This window comes from Morganella sp. HMSC11D09 (assembly GCF_001807955.1).
Taxonomy (GTDB): domain Bacteria; phylum Pseudomonadota; class Gammaproteobacteria; order Enterobacterales; family Enterobacteriaceae; genus Morganella; species Morganella morganii.
Window position 1 is genome coordinate 189,963 of sequence record NZ_KV791696.1, and the last position, 25,915, is coordinate 215,877.

Consider the following 25,915-nt stretch of genomic DNA (forward strand, 5'->3'; position numbering starts at 1 on the left):
ACAACGAATTAATCCGGCGAATAAAAGCCGGGGTTGCCCCCGGCATTTATTACTTGGATTGCCGGACTATTTCTTCTTAGGAGCGAGCACCATGATCATCTGGCGACCTTCGATCTTCGACGGGAAGGATTCGACGGAAGCTAATTCACTCAGATCGTCTTTGATGCGGTTAAGCACTTCAATACCAATCTGCTGGTGCGCCATTTCACGACCACGGAACCGCAGTGTGATTTTGGCTTTATCGCCATCTTCAAGAAAACGAACCAGGTTGCGTAGTTTGACCTGATAGTCGCCTTCATCTGTGCCAGGACGGAATTTGATTTCCTTAACCTGAATAACTTTTTGTTTCTTCTTCTGCTCTTTAGCCGATTTGCTTTTCTCGTAGAGGAATTTGCCGTAATCCATGATACGGCAAACGGGCGGTTCGGCATTAGGGCTGATTTCAACTAAATCAACCCCGGCTTCCTCGGCTTTCTCAAGAGCTTCTCTCAGGCTGACAACACCAAGCTGCTCGCCTTCAAGACCAGTTAAACGAACTTCATTGACACGGATTTCCGTATTGATACGGTTCGGACGTGCTGTTTGAATTCTTTTTCCGCCTTTAATACCTTATTCCTCCGGTTGTTCTTCAAGTCTGCGACTGCGAATTTCTTCAAGCAGTGCGTCTTTAAATTCGCTCACGTTTATGCTGCCAAGATCGTTGCCGCGGCGGGTACGAACAGACACTTCGCCTGTTTCCATCTCTTTATCACCGCAGACCAGCATATACGGAACACGACGTAGCGTGTGTTCGCGAATTTTAAAGCCAATCTTCTCATTTCTCAAGTCTGCTTTTGCACGAATTCCGGCATCCTGCAGTTCTTTGACGACTTTCTGGACATAATCGGCCTGAGAATCAGTGATGTTCATCACTACTACCTGGTTAGGCGCTAACCATGTCGGGAAGAAACCGGCAGTTTCTTCAGTCAGGATACCAATGAAGCGCTCCATCGAGCCTAAGATCGCGCGGTGAATCATCACCGGGGTCACTCGTTCATTGTTTTCGGCAACATAAGTTGCCCCCAGACGAGCCGGCAGAGAGAAATCGAGCTGCACTGTACCACATTGCCATGCACGATCCAAACAATCATACAAAGTAAATTCAATTTTCGGCCCGTAGAAGGCACCTTCGCCCGGCAGATATTCGAATTCGATGTTGTTTTCTTTCAGTGCACTTGCCAGGTCAGCTTCGGCTTTGTCCCACTGGACATCAGAACCGATGCGTTTTTCCGGGCGGGTGGACAGTTTAACCACAATCTTTTTAAAGCCGAAAGTGGAGTACATGTCATAGACCATGCGGATACAGGAACTGACTTCGTCCATTACCTGCTCTTCTGTACAGAAGATATGCGCATCATCCTGAGTAAAGCCGCGGACACGCATCAGACCGTGCAGTGCACCGGAAGATTCGTTACGGTGGCAGCTGCCGAACTCCGCCATACGCAGCGGCAGGTCACGGTAAGAACGCAGACCCTGGTTGAAGATCTGAATGTGACCCGGACAGTTCATCGGCTTAATGCAGTATTCACGGTTCTCAGAAGAAGTTGTGAACATGTGCTCTTTGTAGTTTTCCCAGTGTCCTGTTTTTTCCCACAGAACGCGGTCCATCATAAACGGACCTTTCACTTCCTGGTAATCATACTCTTTCAGTTTCACACGGACGAACACTTCCAGCTCACGGAAAATTGTCCAGCCGTCGTTATGCCAGAACGCCATACCCGGCGCTTCTTCCTGCATATGATACAGGTCAAGCTGCTTACCGATTTTACGGTGGTCACGTTTTGCGGCTTCTTCCAGGCGCTGCAGATAAGCGGCTAACTGCTTCTTATCGCCCCACGCTGTGCCGTAAATACGCTGCAGCATTTTGTTTTCGCTGTCGCCGCGCCAGTAGGCACCGGCCACTTTCTGCAATTTGAAGTTATGGCAGAAGCGCATATTCGGTACGTGCGGACCACGGCACATATCGACATATTCTTCATGGAAATACAGTGCAGGATGCTCATCCTGACCGATATTTTCGTCCAGAATTTCAACCTTGTAATCTTCGCCGCGGGAAACAAACGTCTCGCGGGCCTCGCCCCATGTGACGCGTTTTTTCACGACGTCATAATCTTTTTTGGCGAGTTCCATCATCCGCTGTTCGAGTTTCTCGAGGTCTTCCTGGGTCAGTGACTCATCAAGATCAACGTCATAATAGAAACCGTTATCGATTACCGGACCAATCGCCATGCGGGTGTTCGGCCATAATTGTTTGATGGCATGACCTAACAGGTGAGCACAGGAGTGACGGATAATTTCCAGTCCTTCCTCGTCTTTGGCGGTGATAATGGCTAAATTTGCATCGTGTTCAATCATGTCGCAGGCATCGACCAGCGTACCGTTGACACGACCCGCGATACAGGCTTTCGCCAGACCGGCACCGATATCATTCGCAACATCAAGGACAGAAACAGGATGGTTAAACTGGCGCTGACTGCCGTCAGGAAGAGTAATTACAGGCATTTTTAAATCCTTATCTACAGTGGTGACCCATACGTAAGATCACATATAGAAATCTCATTTATTTGATTTTCAGTACGTTACCGGCAATTTCTTGCGTACATTGCAAGCCGGGTCACACCTGCGGATCATAATCTGCCGGGCGCCCTTGCCGGAACTCAAAATCCATACTAGCACAGCAAATAAGGATTAATAGATTTATGTGACCAGGTATCTGAAAAAGTGTGCCGTGTCACAAAGAATGCAGAAATTATGAACATTTCCTTTTTAAAACAGTGCCTGCGGCGGATTTTAAATCATTTTTTGTACTGTCAGAATCCGCCGCAGGCCGTTTTCAGGGAAGAACCAGATTATCTTCAGGTAATGAATCAAATGATTTCAGTTCATTTTTAAAATTCACCACACTCTTTTGGCCGGCACATTCGGTATCCCGCAACCAGTCACAATGATTATCCAGTTTGGCCTCTTTAATGCCCATCCACTGACTCAGCAGAGGCAGCATCGATAATCCGCTGCGGAAATGTGTTATGCGGTTTTGTGACTGTGCATCAAATGCAGTAATAAAAAACGGCACCTGAAAATTTTGTTTCATGCTGTCGCCGTGTGTCAGATTGGTATTCTCTGTGCCCTTATCCGTAAACAGCAGACCGTGGTCAGAGAAGTAAGCCATTGTCCAGCGCTGATGCTCCTGCCCTGCCATCGCGGCAATATCGGACAGTAATTTATCGGTATTCTCAATACTTTTGATATAGCAGGAAATATTACGGGAACCGATAAATTTATCGAAATTTTCAGTCAGTCTTCCGCAGGGTTGCGGATGAGAACCGATTAAATGCACCACAATCAGTTTTTTACCGTTCTTCTCTGCCAGCGCATCGCGGACGAACGGCAGCAGCATTTCATCCGGCCCGCCTTTATCCGAACGGTTCGGGGCGAGAAAATAATAAAAACCGGCTTTTTTCCCCATAATTCCCACCGGAGAATCATAAATGCCTTTCATATGCTGATTTGAAATCCAGTATGTATGAAAGCCGGCTTTATTCGCCAGTGCGACAAGGTTATCACTCAGGTTTGTCACATTCCCTTCACGGACCGCAAGTGCATTTGTCAGAGACAGCGTGGTGGAGCCGGACGCAGAAATGTAGTTATCGAAAAACAGGCCGTTGCGGCTGCTCATCCACGGTGTATTCGGGTGTAATTCAAAACCGAATGCATGCATAAAATCTTTGCGGACACTTTCACCGATGACAAGAATATAGGTGTCATAACCAGTCTCTGTGACTTGCGGATCCCAGTGATCACTGGTTTCAATAACCTTGGCATAACGCAGATTATCTTTGCGGATTTGCACATAGCTTTCATAACTGTCACGGAAAAAACGAATTTCCGGTAAACCGGACTTAAATACCGAGACAAATCCTTCCGATTTTCCCTGAATATAATCTTTTGAGGATGACCAGAATGCGGTAATAAAAAAGACGGTAAACAATACAATTCGCTGATGACGTTTTTTCAGCGGCTTCATCAGCAGTGCACAACCTGCAGATACCAGCAGCCCGGCAAGATACAGATAGGTTTTAAAAGGCAGCCCGGCAATATATTCCAGTGATTCACCGTTATCCGTATACATCAGTGAACCAACCGCATTCACATCGGGATAACCGTAATTGATCCCCACCGCCCCGTAAATAAGGCCCAAAAGTAAATATATCGTCAGCAGCAGAACATACAGCACCCGGCTGAATGACAGGCAAAATGTAAACAGTGCTGCCGCACTGAGAACATAAATAAACTTATATTCATAACCAAAACTTAAATGCAGAACCGACAGAAACAGAAAAAGTCCGGCTGTCGCAATAAAAATCCGTAACATACGTGTTGTCATCATACCCGGCAATTTTAATTATCAGTACAGAGAAAGTCCCGCATTATAGCGGGACTTTCCTCCGGGGACGACCGCTTTGTAACAATCACAGCCCTCAATTATTCACACCACAAAACTACCAGGTAAAACATTGATACAATTTATCATTGTTAATTCACCAATTGTAAAATGTTGTCCGTTATACTCCGTCCGTAGTAGAGATAAGTGAACTTTTGGTATTTCTCTTGCCCTGATCCTGAATCAGGGCTTTTTTTTTCATTTTTTCCGCACAACACGCAATTCCTCATACTCCCTCATTCTTTTCTTCATTATTAATGATGCAGGTCGTATGCTTTTTATACACAGAAGACGGACGTGTCATACCGAAATATCAGACGGATTTTTTGCAGCGGGACAATTCCGCTGCAGATTCACACTGCAACGGAAAAATAATTTATGAAGGAAAAAATCAGAGGATCAGTCAGCCATCGCCAGTGCGCGGTACGCGTTTTTCACTTTCCACAGATAACGGGGAGCCTGTGACGCAGGGTGTTTGCTCTGCACATGCTCATAAAATTCATCGGCTGACAGCGCGTTAATTTTTTCAATCGCCAGTGCCCGGTTGTTATCAAACGTACGCAGCAATGCGCCGGCGCCGTTAACATAAGAGACAATCGTTGCGTAATTGAGAGTTTGCGGGTCAGTAATGCCGGCCAGATGCTGGTCACGGATAATCCGGATGTAGGTGGTACCGATGTCGATATTGGTTTGCGGATCCAGCAGTTCACGGGTGCTCGGCTCGCCGTTACGGCCCTTCACACGGTAGGCATCGCGCCCGGCGGTTGAGGCTTTAATCTGCATCAGACCCACAGCGTTGGATTTGCTGATCACATCCGGCCGGTAAGACGATTCCACCTCAATAATGGCGCGGATCAGTGTTTCATCGACTTCATAACGGTTGGATGCCTGGCGGATAAACTGATCAAACGGAGTGGCCGGATAGACGCCACTGCCCTTTGCCGGATAGGCGGAATAATCACTGATGCCGGACGATGGCGGCGTTATCCAGCCACCGGAACCGGTACGGGACTGTTTGCTGCTTCCTGAGCAGCCCGCCAACAATAATGCTAAAGCAATCACACTAACGGTTTTTTTCACTCTGTTACCCTTTATCCGGCATTCTGACGAAGCTAAGAATACTGAAAACACACATAAACCAAAAGGAGTTTACTTAACTTTTACATTTTATGTGATTCATAGCATAGTGTGAATCGATCGTACTGAATGTTATAAAGATATTGCGGAAGTGCTTGACAACATCAAATGATATTGATAATCATTATCAATAACGATATCCTTAGTGATTGTCACACTTTAACCAGGCAGGCTGATAAAATGAACAAAAAACAAAATACCTTTTCCCTTCCGTCCCTGACACAGATATTCCGCCATGCTGTGCTGCTGCTTACCCTGTGCGCGGTCGGCGGGTATGCCGCTGCAGCGGAGAAAAAATTTAAGGTCGTAACCACCTTCACCATTATTCAGGATATGGCTCAAAATGTGGCCGGTGATGCCGCTGTTGTGGAATCCATCACCAAACCCGGTGCCGAAATCCATGACTACCAGCCAACCCCGAAAGACATTATGCGGGCGCAGGATGCGGATCTTATCCTGTGGAACGGCCTGAATCTGGAGCGCTGGTTTGAGCGCTTCTTTGAAAATTTACAGGATGTCCCGGCGGTTGTCATTACCGAAGGTATTACCCCTAATTCCATCCGTGGCGGCGCCTATAACGGTAACCCGAACCCGCATGCCTGGATGTCCCCGACCAATGCCCTGATGTACATCGAAAATATCCGGGCTGCGCTGGTAAAACATGACCCGGCGAATGCGGAAACCTACAATAAAAATGCGGCTGAGTATGCCGCGAAGATAAAAGCACTTGATGCCCCGCTCCGTGCCCGTCTGGCCAATATCCCGGAAAATCAGCGCTGGCTGGCGACCAGTGAAGGCGCATTCAGTTATCTGGCCAATGACTACGGTTTTCAGGAAGTATACCTGTGGCCAATTAACGCAGAAGAGCAAGGTACACCGCAACAGGTCCGCCACATGATTGATACCGTCCGCGAATATAAAATTCCGGTTGTATTCAGCGAAAGCACCATTTCCGACAAACCGGCTAAACAGGTCGCCAAAGAAACCGGTGCAGAGTACGGCGGCGTACTGTATGTGGACTCCCTGTCTGCCGCTGACGGCCCTGTTCCGACCTATATTGATCTGCTCAATACCACTGTAGATACTATCGCCAAAGGATTTCATCAATGAGTGATCAATTCAGCAAACCACAGCTGGTTGTCGATAACGCCACTGTCACTTATAACAACGGCCATACCGCGATTTTTGATGCCAGTTTCAGCATAGAGGGCGGCTCTATCTGCGCCCTCGTCGGTATTAACGGCAGCGGTAAATCCACCCTGTTTAAAACTATTATGGGGCTGGTCACACCGACACAGGGCCGGGTGACACTGAATGATGAACCGGTGCGTGCTGCGCTGAAAAAGAATGTGATTGCCTATGTCCCGCAGACAGAAGAAGTGGACTGGAACTTTCCGGTCCTGGTCTCTGATGTGGTGATGATGGGCCGTTACGGAAAAATGGGTTTTCTGCGCATTCCCGGTAAAGAAGACAAAAAAGCTGTCGCCGATGCACTGGAACGTGTCGGCCTTACCGGGCTGGGTCACCGTCAGATAGGCGAGCTTTCCGGCGGTCAGAAAAAGCGTGTGTTTCTGGCCCGAGCCCTGGCACAGAACGGCAAAGTATTGCTGCTGGATGAGCCGTTTACCGGCGTGGATGTCAAAACAGAGAATGCCATTATCGATTTATTGCGCTCACTGCGCGAAGAGGGGCACTTGGTGCTGGTCTCCACCCACAACCTCGGCAGTGTGCCGGAGTTTTGTGACCATGTGATTCTGATAAACCGTACTGTACTCGACAGCGGCCCGACCGCCACCACGTTTACCCAGAAAAACCTGGAAAGAACCTTCGGCGGAGTGCTGCGTCATATCAATCTGTCCGGGCCGGATCTGCATGACGACGATGACCCGCGTTCACTGACCGTTATTACCGATGACGAACGCGCCGCTGTCTTCTACGGCCATCAGGATAATCTGACGGTGAAGACCGGCAGTAAGGAAGAGCAGCCATGACAGAGCTGTTACTTCAGCCGTTTGAATACAACTATATGGTGAAAGCCATCTGGGTGAGCGGTATTGTGGGCGCGGTGTGTGCCTTTCTGTCCGCTTACCTGATGCTCAAGGGCTGGTCACTGATGGGAGATGCCCTCTCCCACTCTGTGGTTCCCGGTGTGGCGGGGGCTTACGCTCTCGGTTTCCCCTACTCTGTCGGTGCGTTCTTCACCGGGATGCTCGCTGCCCTTTCCATGACCTTTGTCCGGCATCTGACCCGCCTGCGGGAAGATGCGGTGATCGGGTTTATATTTTCCACCTTCTTTGCCGCCGGTCTGCTGATCGTTTCCCTGAACCCGACCTCTGTGAATGTACAGACCATTATTATGGGGAATATCCTCGGGATTGCCGATGAAGACATGCTGCAGGTGGAAATTATTATTGCTGTTTCTTTCCTCGTGCTGATGTTCATCTGGAAAGATCTGCTGGTGGTTTTCTTTGATGAAACCCATGCCCGCTCAATCGGCCTGAACCCGCTGGCACTGAAAATTATTTTCTTTACCCTGCTCAGTGCCTGTACTGTCGCGGCACTCCAGACAGTCGGGGCGATTCTGGTGATTGCGATGGTGATTACCCCGGGAGCCACTGCCTATCTGTTAACCGATCAGTTTAAAAAATTACTGATTATCGCCGTCGTTTTAGGAGCAGTCACCAGCAGTGCCGGTGCCTACATCAGTTATTTTCTGAACGGCGCGACCGGCGGCATGATTGTGACCTTACAGACTATTGTTTTCCTGATTGCCTTCTTCTTCGCACCAAAACACGGCATGCTCTCTGCCCGCCGCCGTGCCCGCCGTGAATCAGCAAAACTGCGTCAGGAGGCAAACTCATGAGTGATTTTCTGACCTCTCTGTTTATTGACCCGTTTGCCTTTCCGTTTATGCAGCGGGCTATGTTTGCTGCTATTCTGACCGGCGCGGTCTGTGCCGTTCTCTCCTGCTTTCTGGTGCTCAAAGGCTGGTCGCTGATGGGGGATGCCATTTCCCATGCGGTATTGCCGGGTATTGTGCTGGCCTTTGTGATGGGCATTCCGCTGATTATCGGTGCGTTTGTATCAGGGCTTTTCTGTGCTTTTGCCACCGGTTACCTTAAAGAACACAGCCGGATCAAAGAAGATACCGTGATGGGGATTGTATTCTCCGGTATGTTTGCCCTCGGTCTGGTGCTGTTTACCCGTATTGATACCGAACAACACCTGACCCACATTCTGTTTGGTAACATCCTCGGGATCACGCAGGCTGAACTGCGTCAGACCCTGATTATCGCGGGGCTGACCATGGTGGTACTGATGGTGAAATACAAAGATTTCATGCTGTACTGCTTTGATCCCAACCAGGCACGGGTTATCGGACTGCCGGTCCGCATGCTGCACTACGGGCTGTTATCACTGCTGGCACTGACCATCGTCGCCTCTCTCCAGGCGGTCGGGATCATTCTGGTAATCGCTATGCTTATTTCTCCGGGTATCATCGCCTTCCTGCTGTGCCGCAGCTTCGGCAAAATGATCCTGGTGGCGATTCTGGTCTCTGTCAGCTCCAGCTATATCGGCACTGTCGTCAGCTTCCATATCGACGGCGCCACCGGTGCCTGTATTGTCCTGGTTCAGGCACTCTATTTTGTGCTGGCACTGATTTATAACCAGCTGCGGTTATCCGCCCTCAAACGCCGCAGACAGGTTGCCTGACCTTCTGTTCACGGGGGATATTCTGTCACCGGGATATCCCCCGCTTCCGGACTCTTCCGAAACAGCCATCCGTTTTTGTCCTTTTCTGTATTTCCCTGCTCTTACTGTGTAATTTGTGTGAGATGTCCGCTTTTTTCTTTTATTTTCCGGCGGTAAGATAGACTGACTGATAGACGGCTTAGTGAGGTGGCTCATGTGGCAGGCAGCAGGACGTATACTCAGTGAACATTTCGGCGAACACTCGTTCTCTGACAAGAAACAACTCGATGGCGGTGAAATCCACCGTTCCCGGAGTGCCCGTTACGGCGATCATCCGGTTTTTATCAAATATAACCGGCGTGACATGTTGCAGGTATTCAAAACCGAGGCGGAGCAGCTTGATGCTCTCAGCCGCAGCCGTACACTGACAACCCCCGCCGTTTATGGTGTCGGGTCGACAAAAGAGTTCAGCTTCCTGATTATGGAATATCTGCCGCTGAAGCCTTTTGATTCCCATTCCGCCTATATGTTCGGGCAGCAGCTGGCGCGTCTGCACCAGTGGCATGAACAGCCCCGTTACGGTTTCGATGAAGATAACCTGCTGGGTACCAATCCCCAGCCGAATGCCTGGGATAAAAAATGGGCTTCTTTCTTTGCTGAAAAACGGATTGGCTGGCAGTTACAGCTGGCGAAAGAAAAAGGTATCATCTTCGGCGATATTGACAGCATTATCCGGCGTGTACAGCAAAAGCTGTCTGACCACCAGCCGCAGCCATCCCTGCTCCACGGCGATCTGTGGCCGTCAAACTGTGCGGCGGTGGCTGACGGCGGAACAGTCGCGTTTGACCCGGCGTGTTACTGGGGTGATCGTGAGTGTGATCTGGCGATGCTCTCTTTTTTCCCTGAGCTGCCGATGCAAATCCTCGACGGCTATCAGCAGGTCTGGCCGCTGGAAAGTGGTTTCTTAGAGCGCCAGCCGCTCTATCAGCTCTATTATCAGCTTCACCGCAGTCATTTGTTTGGCGATCGTTATTATCAGAGTGCGCAGACGATTATTGACGATATTCTCGCTGGTTAATCCCTGTCTTACAGACAAAAAAATACCCCGTCAGAGACTCTGCGGGGTATTTTTTATTCAGGCTGTTCTGCTTACCAGTTAAGGAACTTAATTAAGAACCACGCAATTGCGCCGATAAATACCGGCAGCACGTACAGCACAAAAATTTGCCGGAAAATAGTGTGATTCGGAATACGTATTTTGGCGATTAAATCCGCCGGTGTTTTTCCGCTCTCTCTGGCATTTTCAATAATGGCCTGATCTTCAATATTCTCGCGGATAAATTTTACCTGCCGGGACATACGGATACCGGATGCACTCAGCGCCAGCCCCACAAACATCAGGATATAAATCAGTAAAAAACTCAGATTATGACCTTCAAAACCGAGTAATTTATCCGGTACAGGGGAGTTATTCCAGAATGTGTTCAGGAACGGTGTATTCACACGGATCATTTCCGTCACCACATTGATAAAATCCCCGATAACGGCATTAATTTTATCACTGCCGGTACTCTGCTGATGAGCCAGTTTCAGTAACGAAACAATGGTTGAGATCAGGGCCGGAATAAAAACCACCCAGCCTGCCACCCGTTTAAATACAGCAACCCAGCGTGCCTGTTGCAGCGTCATGCGCTTTCCTCATTTGATTTTTTCCCTGTAATCATAGCGCAGAAATCAGGAGAAGATCATTATCATTATTCCGGACTTTTTTACCCCGTAAATTATTAAGTCACTTAATGAACTCTCTGCCCCGGCTTGTTACAATCAGAGAATGTTTTAATTCATTGCAGGATCTCAGGAGCTACACTATGTCCCACACCTTACCGGTACAGGCCGCTGTTTTTGATATGGATGGTTTACTGATTGACTCCGAGCCATTCTGGCTTCAGAGCGAAAATCAGGTTTTCAGCAGCATCGGCCTGGATATGTCACTGCGGGATAAGCTGCCCGATTTGCTGGGTCTGCGTATCGACCAGGTCGTGGAGCTGTGGTATCAGGTTTCGCCGTGGCAGACTCCCTCTAAAGAAGAGGTCATTCAGCGGATTATTGATTCCACAATTGCCATGGTGGAAAAAGAGCGTCCGCTTCTGCCCGGTGTGGAACATGCGCTGTCTCTGTGTCAGTCACAGGGACTGAAAATCGCCCTGGCCTCCGCTTCGCCGCTCTATATGCTGGAATCTGTGCTGGAGATGTTTAATATCCGCCATTATTTTGATGCGGTGGTGTCTGCCGGTGATCTGCCCTACAGCAAGCCGCATCCGCAGGTTTATCTGAATGCCGCTGAAGCACTGGGTGTTCCGCCGGTGCAGTGCGTGGCGCTGGAAGATTCCGTTAACGGTATGATTGCCTGTAAAGCCGCCCGCATGCGCTCCATTGTGGTTCCGTCCGCTGAAATGGCCGCCGACCCGCGCTGGTCACTGGCAGATTACCGCCTGTCATCGCTCAGCGAACTGACTGCGGCTATGGTCCGCTGATTATTTTTGTGGCGGGAAATATCCCGCCCTGCTCCGTTAGTGAAATATTCCGGAGTTATTCATTAATAAATAAGCCTTTTTCTTTCTTACCCTCTGGCCGGGCGTCATAAAAGACTTTATACTGTAACACTGTATAAATAAACACCTGAGTATTTACCCGGTATCATGACAGCTGAGGGTCACCTGCTTTTCTCTGTCGCTTCTGTAGTGATGGTTCATCAGCTTCAGATTTCGCCTGATATCAGTCAGGGGGACTGGCTGCACCTGATCCCCGGCGCCCTCGCCGGTGCTCTGCTGCCGGATATCGATCATCCTAAATCCATGCTGGGTCAGTGGGTTCGCTTTATTTCAGTGCCAATCTCCCGCCTGTGCGGCCACCGGGGTTTCACCCACAGTCTGCTGGCAATTCTGACCGGCGTTATTCTGTTCCGCACACAACTGCCGGTCAGCTGGTCTGTTCCGGCGGATTTTTATCAGGCCGTGATTGTCGGGTATCTCAGCCACCTGGCCGGGGATATGCTGACGACCGCCGGGATCCCGCTGTTATGGCCGGTACGCTGGCGTTTCTGCATCCCGCTGCTGGGCAGCAAAGCCAATAAACGGGCGGAACGCAGTGTGGCGCTGGTTGTACTGGTGGCCTCGTTCTATCTGCCTGCTCACTGGGAGGTCTGGTGGGATCATGTCCGGGAACTGATACTGGCTCAGATATCGGCCAGGCTATAAATAATCCGTTTTATATAACCATCAGCTATAGAAAAACATCCGTTTAATGACGATTCAGGCTAAATCAACCACTGTGATCTACAATATAGCTATAAATAATGCAGATTAATTATAAGTACTGCAGAAAACTCCTGTTAATCTATAACGCATCCTTTACAGTTTTAGCATCTGCATAACTGTATGCGATTTAGTCAACACACTATAACAACATACCAACAGGTATCGGAGACCGGGATGAACTTTCCATTAATCAGCAATCTCGCCATATTCGTTATTCTGCTGCTGGTGCTGATGAAGCTCAGCAGTAATAAGGACTGGAGTCTGTCCAAAAAGGTACTCACCGGTCTGGTGATCGGTGTTCTGTTCGGCCTCGGGCTGAATGCATTCTACGGTACGGAGCATGACGCAGTAAAACAGGCGCTGCCGTGGTTTGATATCGTCGGTAACGGCTATGTGAAGCTGTTACAGATGGTGATTATGCCGCTGGTCTTCGCGTCTATTCTCAGCGCGGTTGCCCGTCTGCATCAGGCATCATCGCTGGGTAAAATCAGCGTGCTGACGATCGGCACCCTGCTGATCACCACAGCAATTGCCGCCTTAATCGGTATTCTGATCACCCTCGCTTTCGGCTTAACCGCAGATGGTCTGATTCAGGGTGTGAAAGAAACCGCACGCCTGACCCAGCTGGAATCCCAGTATGCAGGCAAAGTGTCTGACCTGACCGTGCCGCAGCTGATCCTGTCCTTTATTCCGAAAAACCCGTTTGCTGACCTGACCGGTGCTAACCCGACCTCCATCATCAGCGTGGTGATTTTTGCCGCCTTTATGGGTGTGGCTGCACTTCAGCTGATTAAAGACAACGAAGAGCGCGGTGCCAAAGTGCTCAGCGCGATTGATATCCTGCAGGCGTGGGTGATGAAACTGGTGCGTCTGGTGATGCGCTTTACCCCGTACGGCGTATTTGCTCTGATGACCAAAGTGGTTGCCGGTTCAAACATTCAGGACATCATTAAATTAGGGACTTTCGTCGTTGCTTCTTATATTGCGATCCTGCTGATGTTCGTCGTTCACGGCCTGATTGTCGGCGCTGCCGGTATCAATCCGCTGCGTTTCTTCCGTAAAATCGCGCCGGTACTGACTTTCGCCTTTACCAGCCGTTCAAGTGCGGCCAGTATTCCGCTGAGTGTGGAAGCACAAACCCGCCGTATCGGTATTCCTGATTCTATTGCCGGGTTCGCAGCTTCCTTCGGTACCACCATCGGTCAGAACGGCTGTGCGGGGATTTACCCGGCCATGCTGGCGGTGATGGTTGCCCCGACCATGGGTATCAACCCGTTTGACCCGCTGTGGATTGCCACACTCGTCGGTATCGTCACCGTCAGTTCAGCCGGTGTTGCCGGTGTCGGCGGCGGTGCCACCTTCGCGGCACTGATTGTTCTGCCTGCAATGGGTCTGCCGGTCACTCTGGTCGCGCTGCTGATCTCTGTCGAGCCGCTGATTGATATGGGCCGTACCGCCCTGAACGTCAGTGGTTCTATGACTGCCGGGACAGTCACCAGCCAGATCCTGGGCCAAACAGACAAAACCCTGTTTAATAATGATAACGACGAAGATTTACAGCAGGGATAATATCCCGCCGCTGATTATCATCAGATAACAGAAAGCCCGTATTCAGGATATGAATACGGGCTTTTTATTGATATCACCATGGCTCCTGCAGACTTCCCCCGCGTCACACCGCCGGGTTAATCATCGGATCCGCCTGTCACGTTATGTTTTCGGATGCTGCCTTCTGCATTATTGCTGCTCCGCAGACAGGCATAAAAAAGGCCGTAACGCCAGGCGTTACGGCCTTTTTATCAGTATGTAGTGATTAATTCAGAAACTCACCGCTGCGCAGTGCTTCAATACGCTTATCCAGCGGCGGGTGTGATAAAAACAGTTCGCTGAATGATTTATTGCGGCCGTTGATGCAAAACGCCATCATGCTGCCCTCTTCCTGCGGTTCGTAACTGGTTTTCAGACGTTGCAGTGCGGCGATCATCTTCTCGCGGCCCACCAGTTTTGCAGAGCCCGCATCCGCATAGAATTCACGGCGGCGTGAGAACCACATGGTGATAATGCTGGCCAGAATACCGAACACAATTTCCAGTACCATCGATACCGCGAAATAAATCATCGGGTTGCCCTGACTGCCGGCGTTTTCGTCATTGTTGTTTGACATAAAACCTGCCGCCAGTTGTGCCAGAATACGGGAAATAAAGATAACAAAGGTGTTTACCACGCCCTGTAACAGCGTCATGGTCACCATGTCACCATTCGCGATATGGCTGATTTCATGGGCGATAACCGCCTCCGCCTCATCGCGGCTCATGTTTTCCAGTAACCCGGAGCTGACCGCCACCAGTGACGCATCACGGCGTGCGCCGGTTGCAAAGGCGTTAATATCCGGCGCGTGGTAGATCGCCACTTCCGGCAAGCCGATACCGGCCTGCTGTGCCTGACGGCGTACCGTCTCCACCAGCCAGCGCTCCGTTTGAGTGGACGGATTGGTGATCACCTGCCCGCCGACAGAGCGCAGTGCCATCCATTTTGACATCAGAAGAGACACAAATGCGCCGCCGAAACCAAATAACCCTGCCATAATCATCAGTCCGGTCACACTTTGACTCTGAACGCCGGTCAGCGACAGAATAATGCCGAAGACAACCATTACGGCCAGGTTTGTGAGTAAAAATAATGCAATTCGCATCATATCAGTATGATCCTTTAAATAGTGTGCCCATCATATGCCTCAGAAAATAGGGGCATTTTGCCATATTTCAAGGCTTTTTAACCGAATAACTTTAATTATTAAACAACTTTACACTTAATTTTAATAAAGTGACCTTTTGCTGTTTTGTGCGGTTTGGTTTACTGTGCAGATAATCAGCGTTTTTTATTAAAAAAATACTTTACTTTTTAAATGGTAAAAATTATCATTCTCGTTGTCGGTACCTGAGTAAATTACTAAGGTATTGGCAAACGACATTGCTCACATTGCTTCCAGTATTTCGAAGTTTCTCAGCCAGCCATCGCGCTGGCTTTTTTTTATCCGTCAGCGGGCATAAAACTCCACCGGCAGATTATCCGGGTCAAAACAGAAGAAAAATGATTTGCCGGTAAATTCATCCGTGCGGATGCTGTCACAACGGACACCGCATTGTTTCAGGTGTGTTTCCCATGCGGTCAGATCCTGCACTGCAAATGCCAGATGACGCAGACCACAAGCTTCCGGCTGTGATACCCGGGGCGGACTTGCCGGAAAGGTAAAAAGCTCCAGCAGATACTCTCCGTTAAGTGCCAGCTCCACTTTGTAAGAATCCCGTTCCGCACGGTAGTGTTCACTGAGCACGGTTAATCCCAGCACATCACAATAAAACGCCAGACTGGCCGTGAGGTCAGAAGCAATCACGGCGATATGATCCACTTTTTCAATCTTCAGCATATCTTTCCTGTATAACGCCCCGTTGCCGGGGCGTTTGATTAACACGCTTTGTTTTACAGAGGCTGAGTCTGCGCTTCCACCGCTGCCAGTGCCACCATGTTGACGATACGCCGCACGGAGGAGATAGACGTCAGAATATGCACCGGCTTGTTAATCCCCATCAGCACAGGACCGACCGTCACCCCTTCCGAGGTGGTCACACGCAGCAGGTTATAACTGATACGGGCGGCTTCCCCGTTCGGCATAATCAGCAGATTTGCCGCGCCTTTCAGCGGGCTGTCCGGCATCAGATCACGGCGGATAGCTTCCACCAGCGCCGCATCGCCATGCATTTCCCCGTCAATTTCCAGTGACGGTTCCCGTTCACGGATCAGCGCCAGGGTATCACGCATTTTCTCTGCGGACGGCGACGGACACGAGCCGAAGCTGGAGCGGGATAACAGCGCCACTTTCGGCTCGATACCGAACCGGCGCACCGCTGCGGCGGCCATCAGGGTGATCTCCGCCAGTTGTTCGGCAGTCGGCTCATCATGCACATAGGTATCGGCGATAAAAGTGTTACCGGTCGGCAGACTGAGCGCATTCATTGCCCCCGCCGTGTGCACGCCTTCGTGGAAACCAAACACATTTTCCACAATCCGGTAGTGATCGTGATAATCCCCGACCACCCCGCAGATCATACCGTCCGCCTCACCACGGTGCACCATGATGGCACCGATACTGGTCGGGTTAGTGATAATGGCACGGCGGGCCTGTTCCTGAGTCACGCCCTTGCGCTTCATCAGCTGATAATATTCCTGCCAGTATTCAGCAAAACGCGGGTCACTTTCATTGTTAACGATTTCAAAATCCTGATCCGGCACAATCTGCAGTCCCAGCTTTTTGATTCGCATTTCAATCACATCCGGGCGGCCAATCAGGATCGGATACGCCAGCCCCATGCTGACCAGTTCCTGTGTCGCATGCAGCATGCGCGGCTCTTCCCCTTCGGCCAGCACGATACGTTTGCGATCTTTACGTGCCATGGAGAAAATCGGCTTCATAAACAGGGTGGTTTTGTAGACAAACTCATTGAGGTGTTCCAGATAGACACTGAAGTCCTCAATCGGGCGCGTCGCCACACCGGTTTCCATCGCCGCTTTTGCCACAGCCGGGGCGATTTTCAGGATAAGACGCGGATCAAACGGTTTCGGGATAATATATTCACGGCCGAAAGATAATTCCTGACCACCGTAAGCGGAGGCAACCTGCTCGCTCTGCTCCGCCAGCGCCAGATCGGCAATCGCTTTCACACAGGCCAGTTTCATCTCTTCATTAATCGCTGTTGCGCCGACATCCAGCGCACCACGGAAAATAAACGGGAAGCAAAGCACGTTATTGACCTGGTTCGGATAATCCGAGCGCCCGGTACAGATAATGGCATCCGGACGGACGGCCAGTGCCAGCGGCGGCAGAATTTCCGGTTCCGGGTTAGCCAGTGCCAGGATCAGCGGGTCACGCGCCATACCTTTGACCATCTCCGGTGTCAGCACGCCCGGGCCGGAACAGCCGAGGAAAATATCCGCGCCCGGCATCGCATCCGCGAGTGTCCGCATGCCGTTATCATCAATAGCATACGCCGCTTTGGTTTCCGCCATATTGGCTTCACGGCCTTTGTAGATAACCCCTTTCGAGTCACAGACAATAATATTGTCGCGTTTCAGGCCCAGCAGCACCATCAGGTTCATACAGGCAACAGAGGCAGCTCCCGCACCGGAGACCACCAGCCGGACATCGCCGATCGCTTTATTGACGATACGCAGTCCGTTGAGTACAGCTGCAGTACTGATAATCGCGGTACCGTGCTGGTCATCATGGAAGACCGGGATTTTCATGCGTTCGCGCAGTTTCTTTTCAATATAGAAACATTCCGGTGCTTTGATATCTTCCAGGTTGATGCCGCCGAATGTCGGCTCCAGAGAGGCAATAATATCCACCAGTTTGTCCGGGTCGGTCTCATTGACTTCAATATCAAAGACATCCACACCGGAGAATTTTTTAAATAAAACCCCTTTTCCTTCCATCACCGGCTTACCGGCCAGCGCCCCGATATTACCGAGGCCGAGCACCGCCGTACCGTTGGAGATTACCGCGACCAGGTTGCCTTTGGCGGTATATTTATAAGCTGCCAGCGGGTCATCCGCGATTTCGAGGCAGGGAGCCGCAACCCCCGGCGAATAGGCCAGAGCCAGATCACGCTGGGTGGTCAGCGGTTTGGTCGGGGTGACGGTAATTTTACCGGGAGAGGGAAACTGATGAAACTCAAGGGCACTTTGTTTTAATTGTTCGTCCATTTCAGGATCCTTTACAGGCGTTAATAACAGGGTCAGGGCGGACCGGCGGTGTAAGCTCTGCCGCCGGTCACGTTATTCAGCGCTACATAATCAGTATACTGATAAATAGCGGAATAGTGAAAAAAGTGTAATATTCATGTAGTTAATGTGCTGAACCTGTTGAAAAAAACAACATATCTCTTATTGGTTATCTGATAATAGCGGCCTTCTCCGGCTATACCGCCAATTATATCTTCCTGTCTTAAACCATGAACTTCATCCCTATAATATGCTTCATGTTATTAGGGACATTATTATTTTTAAATACTTTGTTATTTGCACATATAACACTTTTGCGTAAAAATTAATTGTCCTGGCGATTATGGTATATTTTGTATTTTAATAATTAATATATCAATTAAATCGTTTTAATTAATATCATCTCATACCGTACACCCGGCAAGGGAGAACTCTATGCCTCATCACACTATTATGGTTATTGATGACCATCCGTTGTTACGTTATGGTTTTAAAATGCTTTTACAGCCGGATTATGCGTTAACCATCATGCCGGAATTTACTGATAACAATGGTCTGTTCAGCCATATCCATCAGCATACCCCCAGAATGATTATATTGGATATCAATGTCCGTGCTTTTTCCGGTATTGATTTTATTAAAAAATTACGCCACAAAAAAATATCCAGTTATATCCTGGTGTTTTCACAATCACGGGAACGGAATGATATATACGCTGCTATTGATGCCGGAGCTGATGGTTATTTATTAAAAAATTGCGATGTTGATTATTTATTAAGTCAGATTGAAAATGCGTTTAAAGGAAAAAAGATTTTCAGTGAGGCGATTTATAAAATTTTGCAGGAACGTGAACACTATCACGATCCGGTCAGTTACCTGACACAACGGGAAGCCGATGTTCTCAAAGAACTGGCCTGCGGGATGAAAAATAAGGAAATTGCACGGGCGCTGTTTATTTCGGAAGAGACAGTGAAAGTTCATATCCGCAATATACTGAAAAAGCTGAATGTCTCCACACGGCTCGCCGCCAGCCTGCTCTATCTGAAATACCGGCTGCCCCGCTGAGAGGGATCCCCGGGATGGCTGTCCGGGGGTTACTCGCTTTCTTCGTCGATACTCGCCGGTGTCGGGTAATTGAGCAGTTCAAGTGTGCCGTCCGGATTTTCACGGACATCCACCTGGATCACCTCTTTATTCATCCCCCGGAGGATCGTATCCACTTCACTGTAGGCGTAGCGGATATTTTTATCCCGTGCCCAGTCCGGCATACCGGTCACACCATAGTAAAAGTACACGGTACTGATGCCGTTGCCCTGCGGCTCTATCGCCTTAATTTTACTGATACGCAGTGCGCCGTAACAAAAATCCTCGTGCGCCTGCCAGGCGTCTTTACCTTTGTCCGTCAGCTGATATTCCACACCGGACGATTCAATAGTCGCACTGATAAAACCGACGGAAGCCAGCGCATTCAGCCGTGAAATCATCCATGGCTCTGACTGACTTGAGCTGAACTGCGGCCATTTGTGTTCATCCAGGCACAGTTCGCTGTTTTCCGTAAATTTGAGCTGAAGTTCATTCAGATACACGTCCGTTTGTCCCGCGAGGGTAAAGCTGGCAAATAACAGCGTGCTTCCGGCTAAGTACTCTTTCATCGATCCTGTCTCAACATCTTCCGGATGTTTTTGTCATGGTTATGGCGTAATGCTACCCCACTTTTTTGCATTTATCGAATACTCTCTGCACGTAAGATTCTGGATAACTGCATCAAATTCCCGCATTATGCTATTTTTCGTGTTCACGACAAAGGATAAAAGATGAAAAATACAACCTCCGTCTGCCGGATTTTCGGGATTAAAAACTGCGACACGATGAAAAAAGCCCGGGCATGGCTGGATGCTCATCAGATAGCGTATGAGTTTCATGATTACCGGCAGGATGGCGCAGATACAGAACTGCTCAGTGAATTTGCCCGTCATATTGACTGGACACTGCTGCTCAACAAACGCGGCACCACCTGGCGTCAGCTGGATAAAACAGAGCAGGATGCGGTGACAGATGCGCAGTCCGCCATCCGTCTGATGTCAGAAAAACCGGCGCTGATCAAACGCCCGGTGCTGATCTCTGCGGACGGCCGTTATCACCTTGGTTTTAAAGCTGATGATTATCAGCAGTTTTTCAGTCTTCCTGCCTGATACAAAGGAAACACCATGCATTGTCCTGTAACAGAACTGGCAAAACAGCTTATCAGCCGGGAATCTGTCAGCCCGGATGATAAAGGCTGCCAGGCACTGATGGCTGAACGCCTGATTGCCGCCGGGTTTACCGTCGAATACATGCCTTTCGGCGACACACAGAATTTCTGGGCATACCGGGGCGGCAGCGGCACAACACTGGCCTTTGCCGGTCACACCGATGTCGTTCCGCCGGGTGACCTCAGCCACTGGCGCACCCCGCCGTTTGAACCGGCACTGATTGACGGCATGCTGTACGGGCGCGGTGCTGCCGATATGAAAGGTTCGCTGGCAGCCATGATTGTTGCTGCCGAGCGTTTTACTGAACGTTATCCGGACTATCCGGGACGCCTTGCTTTTCTTATCACTTCAGATGAAGAAGCGTCAGCCGTCAACGGCACCGTGAAAGTGGTGGAAACGCTGATGGCGCGCCATGAAAAGGTGGAATATTGCCTGGTCGGTGAGCCGTCAAGCCAGTCCCAATTAGGGGATATGATTAAAAACGGCCGCCGGGGTTCCGTTACCGCAAACCTGACGATTCACGGCACCCAGGGCCATGTCGCCTATCCGCATCTGGCTGATAACCCGGTTCACCGCGCCGCGCCGTTTATACAGGAGCTGGTGGCTGAACACTGGGACAACGGCAATCAGTTTTTCCCGCCGACCAGCATGCAGATAGCCAATATCCGTGCCGGTACCGGCAGTAACAACATCATTCCCGGTGATCTGTTTATTCAGTTCAATTTCCGTTTCAGCACCGAATCCACCGCTGAATCACTGAAAGCGCGGATTGCCGCGCTGCTGGAAAAACATCAGCTGAAACACACCATTCACTGGTCATTGTCCGGACACCCGTTCCTGACCCCGGAAGGCCTGCTGACCGGTGCAGTCTGCCGTGCTATCGGTCAGTACTGTAATCTGACACCAGAGCTCTCCACCAGCGGCGGAACCTCTGACGGACGCTTTATTGCGCGGATGGGCACACAGGTTGTGGAGCTGGGTCCGATCAACGCCACCATTCATAAAGTGAATGAATGCGTCAGCGCCGCTGATTTGCAGCAACTCAGCCGTATCTATCAACGGATTATGGAGCAGATACTGCTATGATGACCTTTGAAATGCTGACCGGGCAGACCCGTGATCATGTCATTAATTTTGCCGGTAATCATCACCTGCAATTTAATGCCACCAAAGCGTTTCTTGCCATGCAGAAAGCGGCGGCAACCGCCGGATTTAAACTGATGCCCGCCAGCTCCTTCCGCGATTTTTCCCGTCAGCAGATTATCTGGAATGAAAAATTTGCCGGGGTCCGCACTGTGAATGACGCAGAAAACCGCCCGCTGGATGTCTCAGGGCTGTCAGAGGCGGAGCGCTGTCAGGCGATTCTGCGCTGGTCTGCCATTCCGGGTGCCAGCCGTCATCACTGGGGAACAGAGGTCGATTATTACGATCCGTTCCGTCTGCCTGCTGATATTGCTCTTCAGCTTGAGCCCCGGGAATACGAGGAAGGCGGCTATTTTGCCGCCCTTTCCGCCTGGCTGGCGGATAATATGGCACAGTTTGATTTTTATCTGCCGTTCACACAGCGTCAGACCGGTGGTGTGGCTTATGAACCGTGGCATATCAGCTACTGGCCGCTCTCTTATGAAGCGGAGCAGCTTTACACCCCGGAAACGCTTGAAAGAGTACTGAAAACACAGGACATCGCCGGTAAAACATGGTTACTGGCTAATCTTGACGCAATTTATCAGCAATATGTCACATTACCGGAAAGCGATTAATCCGGTGATTTCTCCTCTGACGCCGGGGTATTCTCCGGCGTCATTTCATCTGTTTCCGGCAGGCGCAGCATAAAGATCAGCAGCCAGACCAGAATACACAGCAGTAACAGCCGGATATAAATCAGTTTCACCAGCCAGAGCGACACCGCAAACGTCAGCAGGATCACGATTACTGCACGCCGTTTTGCCTTGCGCGGCAGGCCTTTGTGTGTCTGCCAGTGGCGGATATACCCGCCGAACCAGGAACGGTACAGCAGCCAGTGATGGAACCGGGGAGATGAACGGGAGAAACACCACGCAGCCAGCAGCAGGAACGGCGTCGTCGGCAATACCGGCAGCACAACCCCGAGGGTTGCCAGTATGACGGCAATCCAGCCTGATAACAGCAGCAGTATGCGGGTGAACGGCTTCACGTCCTGAGTCTCCGGTAATGAGAATGCAACTCAATGTTATCGTTGTGTAACACCTTATTCAACCGGCTTGTGATCACAAATGATAATCCACTGACAAAACGGCTCTCTGTTCCGCACAGAGAGCCGCTCAGGTTGCTTTCAGTATTATTACCGGCAGAAAATCAAATGATTGATACTGATATCACATCAGTGGCGGTACTGACGGCCGGATCGGCACAACGAGCACTGTCGGCCCCTTGCGCTGTAATGCCGCTTTGCAGGCCGCAATTACCTCAGCCTCTGTTTCTGCCCGGACTGCGGTGCAGCCGTAACCGGTGGCAAGAGCCGCAATATCCAGCCCCGGAATATCCAGACCCGGCACCCCCGGCGTATCTTCCAGCACTGCGAAAGATTTCAGAATGCCGTACTGCCTGTTTTCCGGAATGACAAACAGGATCGGTAACTGATGCTGTGCGGCAGTCCATAATCCCTGCACAGAGTACTGCATGGAGCCGTCACCGATAATCGCCGCCACCGGCCGGTTACGCCCGCTGTCCCGTTCACCGAGGGCAATCCCGGCGCTGGCCGGTAATGTCCAGCCGAGTGAACCGCTGGCAAAGGTGTAAAATGAGTCCGGTTTATCCACCGGCCAGGCAGCATGCAGTTCGCCGAGGTTAGAGGGGGATTCCTCGGTCAGAATCGTTTCTTCCGGCATCGCACTTCTGACCGCGCGGAACAGCTGTGAAGCACTCAGTAGCCCGTCTGACGCAGCTTCCGGCGCGGCGGGATGCGGCGCCATACCGTGCGGTTGTTTACTGACGGCAGTTGCCAGTGCCGGTCGTGCACTCACCAGCTCAGTTAACTGCTCAACCGCCAGTACCGCATCACATAACAGGCTGTCTCCGACCGGCGCCCGACCGGCTTCCTGCGGATCATCCGTGATATGCAGCAACCGGAGTCCCGGCGGGATATAGTCACCGGCCACATACGGGTAATAGCGGAAGACCGGCGCACCGATGATCAGCGCCACATCATGCCCGGCGAGTTTGTCCGAGAGTGGTTTCATGGCAAACGGCAGGCCGCCTGCATACAGCGGATGAGATTCCGGGAACGGCGGGCGCTCGGAAGCTGGTGCCGAATACACCGGGATATTCAGTTTTTCCGCCAGCCGGATCCCTGCCTCCCAGCCCTCCCCCCGCGCAAGGGATGAGCCGTAAATCAGTACCGGATTTTTCGCCCCTGACACACTCTGCGCAAACTCCCGCATCCGCACCGGGTCGGCACTGATACGGTGAGACACGCTGCGGACAACCGCCGCATCCGCTTCAGCCGGTTTATCCCAGTCATCCAGCGGGATCGATAAAAATACCGGGCCTGCCGGCGGTTGCAGTGCCATCGCATACGCCCGCATAAAGGCCGCCGGAACATCTTCCGCCCTCACCGGCTGATAACTCCATTTCACCCACGGCTCCGGCAGTGTTTCCGGCTTAATATTGGTCAGCCACGGCTCTATCAGCAGCATGTTGCGGGTCTGGTTACCGGCGGTAATAATCAGCGGCGTGCGGTTCATATACGCGGTAAGAATATTACTCATCGCGTTACTCAGCCCGGCGGAGGTATGCACATTGACCAGTGCAACATTACGGGTGGATTGCGCATAACCATCCGCAGCGGCGACCGCAGACGATTCATGCAGTGTCTGGATATAACGGAAATCTGCCGGAAAGTTTTTCAGGAAAGTTTCTTCTGTCGAGCCGGGATTACCAAAAACAGTCGTGATATTCAGTTGCCGGAGTAATTCAAATGTCACCTGACGGATTGTTTTTCCCATCGTAATGCTCCTGTGAAATCATTATTCTGCTGATACCGGATATACCGGCGAATGGAAAAAGCATGCTGACCACTTTATCTGTCTGACGATAATTTTCACTTAAATAACAATGATAAACATCGTAAATATAAATTAACAGAACAGTGAAAAATTCCGATATTCCGGACTCTATTACAGCGGAAAATAAAGATCAAACTGCGGCTTTATGGCCCTGTTCCTGATTATCAGACCGGCAGAATTATTATTTCTGATATAAAGCAGAAAGATAGAGGTAAGACCAGATAACCCCATCATAAAAGGTCAGTGTAATACCCCTGACGGGGCCGGTTGAGAGTAAACAACGCGATAACATGCTGGCAGTTTGTTAGTCCGTTACAGTTCCGTTTAACTCAGAGCTGTTATTGTCTGCCGCGTGGTACCAATTGGTTATTTTGCTTTTTTTCAGCTCTCCGCGGATGCAGAGAGCTTTTTTTTTATTTCCGGTATACTATCCGAACTATTCAGACTGTTTATGTGCAGAGGTCATATGCTGAAAATATTCTGCTTTATTGCCGTTATTCTTCTTTCAGGCTGTGCCGGGGTTGGTGTCGGTGCATCCGGAGGTTCTGAAGGCGCTTCTGTGGGAATCGGTACAGGTATCGGCTTTTAACCCGGATGTTAATAAATAAGAGCGGTAACAATAGTGCATTAGTCATACAGGATGAAAAAAGTCATATTTAAGATTCAATGTATTGATAAATAAACCCATTTAAAAACCACCTGAGCGGGTTGGTAATATATAATTACCTGAAATATAACCAGGTAAAGCGTATCACCGATATGCTGGGAACATACCGGCAAAAACTGTATGATGGCATTCCTGAATATGCACAGAAAGCATTACCCCGGTCCGGGGTGCGGGCATTGTTCCGTAGTGAAATTATACGCCATTAATTTATGGAAAAGGCAGTTGGAACATAACTGCCTTAGTGTCCGTCAGACGGAAATAAACATAAATGTGACAGGAAGAAAAAAGATACCGCCGGGAATGGTTGCTGTAATCAAAGGTAATAAAGCAAAAGCTTCCATAAATTACTCCTCATTGTTATCGCTAAATATATTTTAATCAGCATCAATAAAATTTCAATGTACCTGTTATTTTTCAGGTATATCTGCAGGTAAACAACATGATAACCAAACCGTGTCGCGCTGCGTACGGTTCTGACGTGGCGTGCATCGCTGTGCTATTTTTATGCCTTGCCCGATATGCGGCAAGGGTGGCGATATCCGCCTGAA

Annotated in this window: 23 protein-coding genes; 12 read left to right on the plus strand and 11 right to left on the minus strand. The window is 50.1% G+C overall.

What is annotated here, in order from left to right; genetic code table 11:
• Positions 1–66: 66 nt before the first annotated feature.
• From infC to HMPREF3119_RS12545, 4 genes are all read right to left on the minus strand, one after another.
• Entirely contained in the window at positions 67–606 is a 540-nt protein-coding gene (infC, locus tag HMPREF3119_RS18840) for a translation initiation factor IF-3 (RefSeq protein WP_071592720.1), read from the minus strand.
• A 3-nt stretch (positions 607–609) separates the two neighbouring features.
• Positions 610–2,541, minus strand: coding sequence for a threonine--tRNA ligase (gene thrS / locus HMPREF3119_RS12535; RefSeq protein WP_004235354.1), 1,932 nt, complete (start codon positions 2,539–2,541; stop codon positions 610–612).
• Between the two features lie 331 nt (positions 2,542–2,872).
• Positions 2,873–4,426 (minus strand): phosphoethanolamine transferase, encoded by a 1,554-nt coding sequence (locus HMPREF3119_RS12540; RefSeq protein ID WP_246829279.1) that lies wholly within the window; start codon positions 4,424–4,426, stop codon positions 2,873–2,875.
• 453 nt (positions 4,427–4,879) lie between these two features.
• Positions 4,880–5,560, minus strand: coding sequence for a transglycosylase SLT domain-containing protein (locus HMPREF3119_RS12545; RefSeq protein WP_036417709.1), 681 nt, complete (start codon positions 5,558–5,560; stop codon positions 4,880–4,882).
• 237 nt (positions 5,561–5,797) lie between these two features.
• On the opposite strand from HMPREF3119_RS12545, the gene HMPREF3119_RS12550 reads away from it, so the two are divergent.
• From HMPREF3119_RS12550 to HMPREF3119_RS12570, 5 genes are all read left to right on the plus strand, one after another.
• On the plus strand, positions 5,798–6,727 hold the full coding sequence (locus HMPREF3119_RS12550; RefSeq protein ID WP_004239974.1) for a metal ABC transporter substrate-binding protein: 930 nt from the start codon (positions 5,798–5,800) through the stop codon (positions 6,725–6,727).
• Complete coding sequence (locus HMPREF3119_RS12555; protein WP_004235346.1) at positions 6,724–7,608, plus strand: manganese/iron ABC transporter ATP-binding protein; 885 nt, start codon at positions 6,724–6,726, stop codon at positions 7,606–7,608. Before HMPREF3119_RS12550 ends, HMPREF3119_RS12555 begins: the two co-directional genes overlap by 4 nt.
• On the plus strand, positions 7,605–8,480 hold the full coding sequence (locus HMPREF3119_RS12560) for a metal ABC transporter permease (protein ID WP_070579903.1): 876 nt from the start codon (positions 7,605–7,607) through the stop codon (positions 8,478–8,480). Before HMPREF3119_RS12555 ends, HMPREF3119_RS12560 begins: the two co-directional genes overlap by 4 nt.
• The gene (locus HMPREF3119_RS12565; RefSeq protein WP_004235342.1) at positions 8,477–9,331 is read left to right on the plus strand and encodes a metal ABC transporter permease; all 855 of its coding nucleotides are present in this window, start codon (positions 8,477–8,479) and stop codon (positions 9,329–9,331) included. Before HMPREF3119_RS12560 ends, HMPREF3119_RS12565 begins: the two co-directional genes overlap by 4 nt.
• Before the next feature lie 193 nt (positions 9,332–9,524).
• Positions 9,525–10,388, plus strand: coding sequence for a fructosamine kinase family protein (locus HMPREF3119_RS12570; RefSeq protein ID WP_004235340.1), 864 nt, complete (start codon positions 9,525–9,527; stop codon positions 10,386–10,388).
• A gap of 71 nt (positions 10,389–10,459) precedes the next feature.
• Here HMPREF3119_RS12570 and HMPREF3119_RS12575 read toward each other — a convergent pair whose 3' ends face one another.
• The gene (locus HMPREF3119_RS12575) at positions 10,460–10,999 is read right to left on the minus strand and encodes a YniB family protein (RefSeq protein WP_004235338.1); all 540 of its coding nucleotides are present in this window, start codon (positions 10,997–10,999) and stop codon (positions 10,460–10,462) included.
• A 179-nt stretch (positions 11,000–11,178) separates the two neighbouring features.
• On the opposite strand from HMPREF3119_RS12575, the gene hxpB reads away from it, so the two are divergent.
• The 3 genes from hxpB (at position 11,179) to HMPREF3119_RS12590 (ending at position 14,196) form a co-directional block, all read left to right on the plus strand.
• The gene (gene hxpB, locus HMPREF3119_RS12580; protein WP_004235335.1) at positions 11,179–11,844 is read left to right on the plus strand and encodes a hexitol phosphatase HxpB; all 666 of its coding nucleotides are present in this window, start codon (positions 11,179–11,181) and stop codon (positions 11,842–11,844) included.
• 165 nt (positions 11,845–12,009) lie between these two features.
• Positions 12,010–12,567, plus strand: coding sequence for a metal-dependent hydrolase (locus HMPREF3119_RS12585; RefSeq protein ID WP_015422761.1), 558 nt, complete (start codon positions 12,010–12,012; stop codon positions 12,565–12,567).
• Between the two features lie 234 nt (positions 12,568–12,801).
• A complete protein-coding gene (locus tag HMPREF3119_RS12590) occupies positions 12,802–14,196 on the plus strand; it encodes an L-cystine transporter (RefSeq protein WP_004235333.1) in 1,395 nt (464 codons plus the stop codon).
• A 244-nt stretch (positions 14,197–14,440) separates the two neighbouring features.
• On the opposite strand, the gene htpX is transcribed toward HMPREF3119_RS12590, so the two are convergent.
• The 3 genes from htpX to maeB all read right to left on the minus strand — a co-directional run bounded on the left by htpX (position 14,441) and on the right by maeB (position 18,387).
• The gene (gene htpX / locus HMPREF3119_RS12595; RefSeq protein WP_070579906.1) at positions 14,441–15,322 is read right to left on the minus strand and encodes a protease HtpX; all 882 of its coding nucleotides are present in this window, start codon (positions 15,320–15,322) and stop codon (positions 14,441–14,443) included.
• Between the two features lie 342 nt (positions 15,323–15,664).
• Positions 15,665–16,054 (minus strand): VOC family protein, encoded by a 390-nt coding sequence (locus HMPREF3119_RS12600; RefSeq protein ID WP_036425755.1) that lies wholly within the window; start codon positions 16,052–16,054, stop codon positions 15,665–15,667.
• Positions 16,055–16,107: 53 nt separating this feature from the next.
• Positions 16,108–18,387 carry an NADP-dependent oxaloacetate-decarboxylating malate dehydrogenase gene (gene maeB / locus HMPREF3119_RS12605; RefSeq protein ID WP_004235329.1) on the minus strand — a complete coding sequence of 760 codons (2,280 nt, stop codon included), beginning with the start codon at positions 18,385–18,387 and terminating at the stop codon, positions 16,108–16,110.
• A 453-nt stretch (positions 18,388–18,840) separates the two neighbouring features.
• Between maeB and HMPREF3119_RS12610 the strand changes: the two genes are divergently transcribed.
• Complete coding sequence (locus HMPREF3119_RS12610; protein WP_070579909.1) at positions 18,841–19,470, plus strand: LuxR C-terminal-related transcriptional regulator; 630 nt, start codon at positions 18,841–18,843, stop codon at positions 19,468–19,470.
• Positions 19,471–19,499: 29 nt separating this feature from the next.
• Here the strand turns inward: HMPREF3119_RS12610 and HMPREF3119_RS12615 are convergent, their stop codons facing one another.
• The gene (locus HMPREF3119_RS12615) at positions 19,500–20,057 is read right to left on the minus strand and encodes a hypothetical protein (protein ID WP_036425756.1); all 558 of its coding nucleotides are present in this window, start codon (positions 20,055–20,057) and stop codon (positions 19,500–19,502) included.
• A 162-nt stretch (positions 20,058–20,219) separates the two neighbouring features.
• On the opposite strand from HMPREF3119_RS12615, the gene HMPREF3119_RS12620 reads away from it, so the two are divergent.
• Genes HMPREF3119_RS12620 through HMPREF3119_RS12630 form a run of 3 tightly spaced genes read left to right on the plus strand, consistent with a single transcriptional unit; the run spans position 20,220 to position 22,417 of the window.
• Positions 20,220–20,597 (plus strand): ArsC family reductase, encoded by a 378-nt coding sequence (locus HMPREF3119_RS12620; RefSeq protein WP_070579915.1) that lies wholly within the window; start codon positions 20,220–20,222, stop codon positions 20,595–20,597.
• Between the two features lie 15 nt (positions 20,598–20,612).
• A complete protein-coding gene (gene dapE / locus HMPREF3119_RS12625; protein WP_070579918.1) occupies positions 20,613–21,743 on the plus strand; it encodes a succinyl-diaminopimelate desuccinylase in 1,131 nt (376 codons plus the stop codon).
• Positions 21,740–22,417 (plus strand): M15 family metallopeptidase, encoded by a 678-nt coding sequence (locus HMPREF3119_RS12630; RefSeq protein WP_004239964.1) that lies wholly within the window; start codon positions 21,740–21,742, stop codon positions 22,415–22,417. The genes dapE and HMPREF3119_RS12630 overlap by 4 nt, the downstream gene beginning before the upstream one ends.
• Here HMPREF3119_RS12630 and HMPREF3119_RS12635 read toward each other — a convergent pair.
• Together HMPREF3119_RS12635 and mdlC are read right to left on the minus strand one after the other, a co-directional pair.
• Positions 22,414–22,830, minus strand: coding sequence for a DUF454 family protein (locus HMPREF3119_RS12635; RefSeq protein WP_015422762.1), 417 nt, complete (start codon positions 22,828–22,830; stop codon positions 22,414–22,416). The two genes, HMPREF3119_RS12630 and HMPREF3119_RS12635, sit on opposite strands and share 4 nt — an antisense overlap.
• A 181-nt stretch (positions 22,831–23,011) precedes the next feature.
• Entirely contained in the window at positions 23,012–24,640 is a 1,629-nt protein-coding gene (gene mdlC, locus HMPREF3119_RS12640; protein ID WP_062771503.1) for a benzoylformate decarboxylase, read from the minus strand.
• Between the last annotated feature and the right edge of the window lie 1,275 nt (positions 24,641–25,915).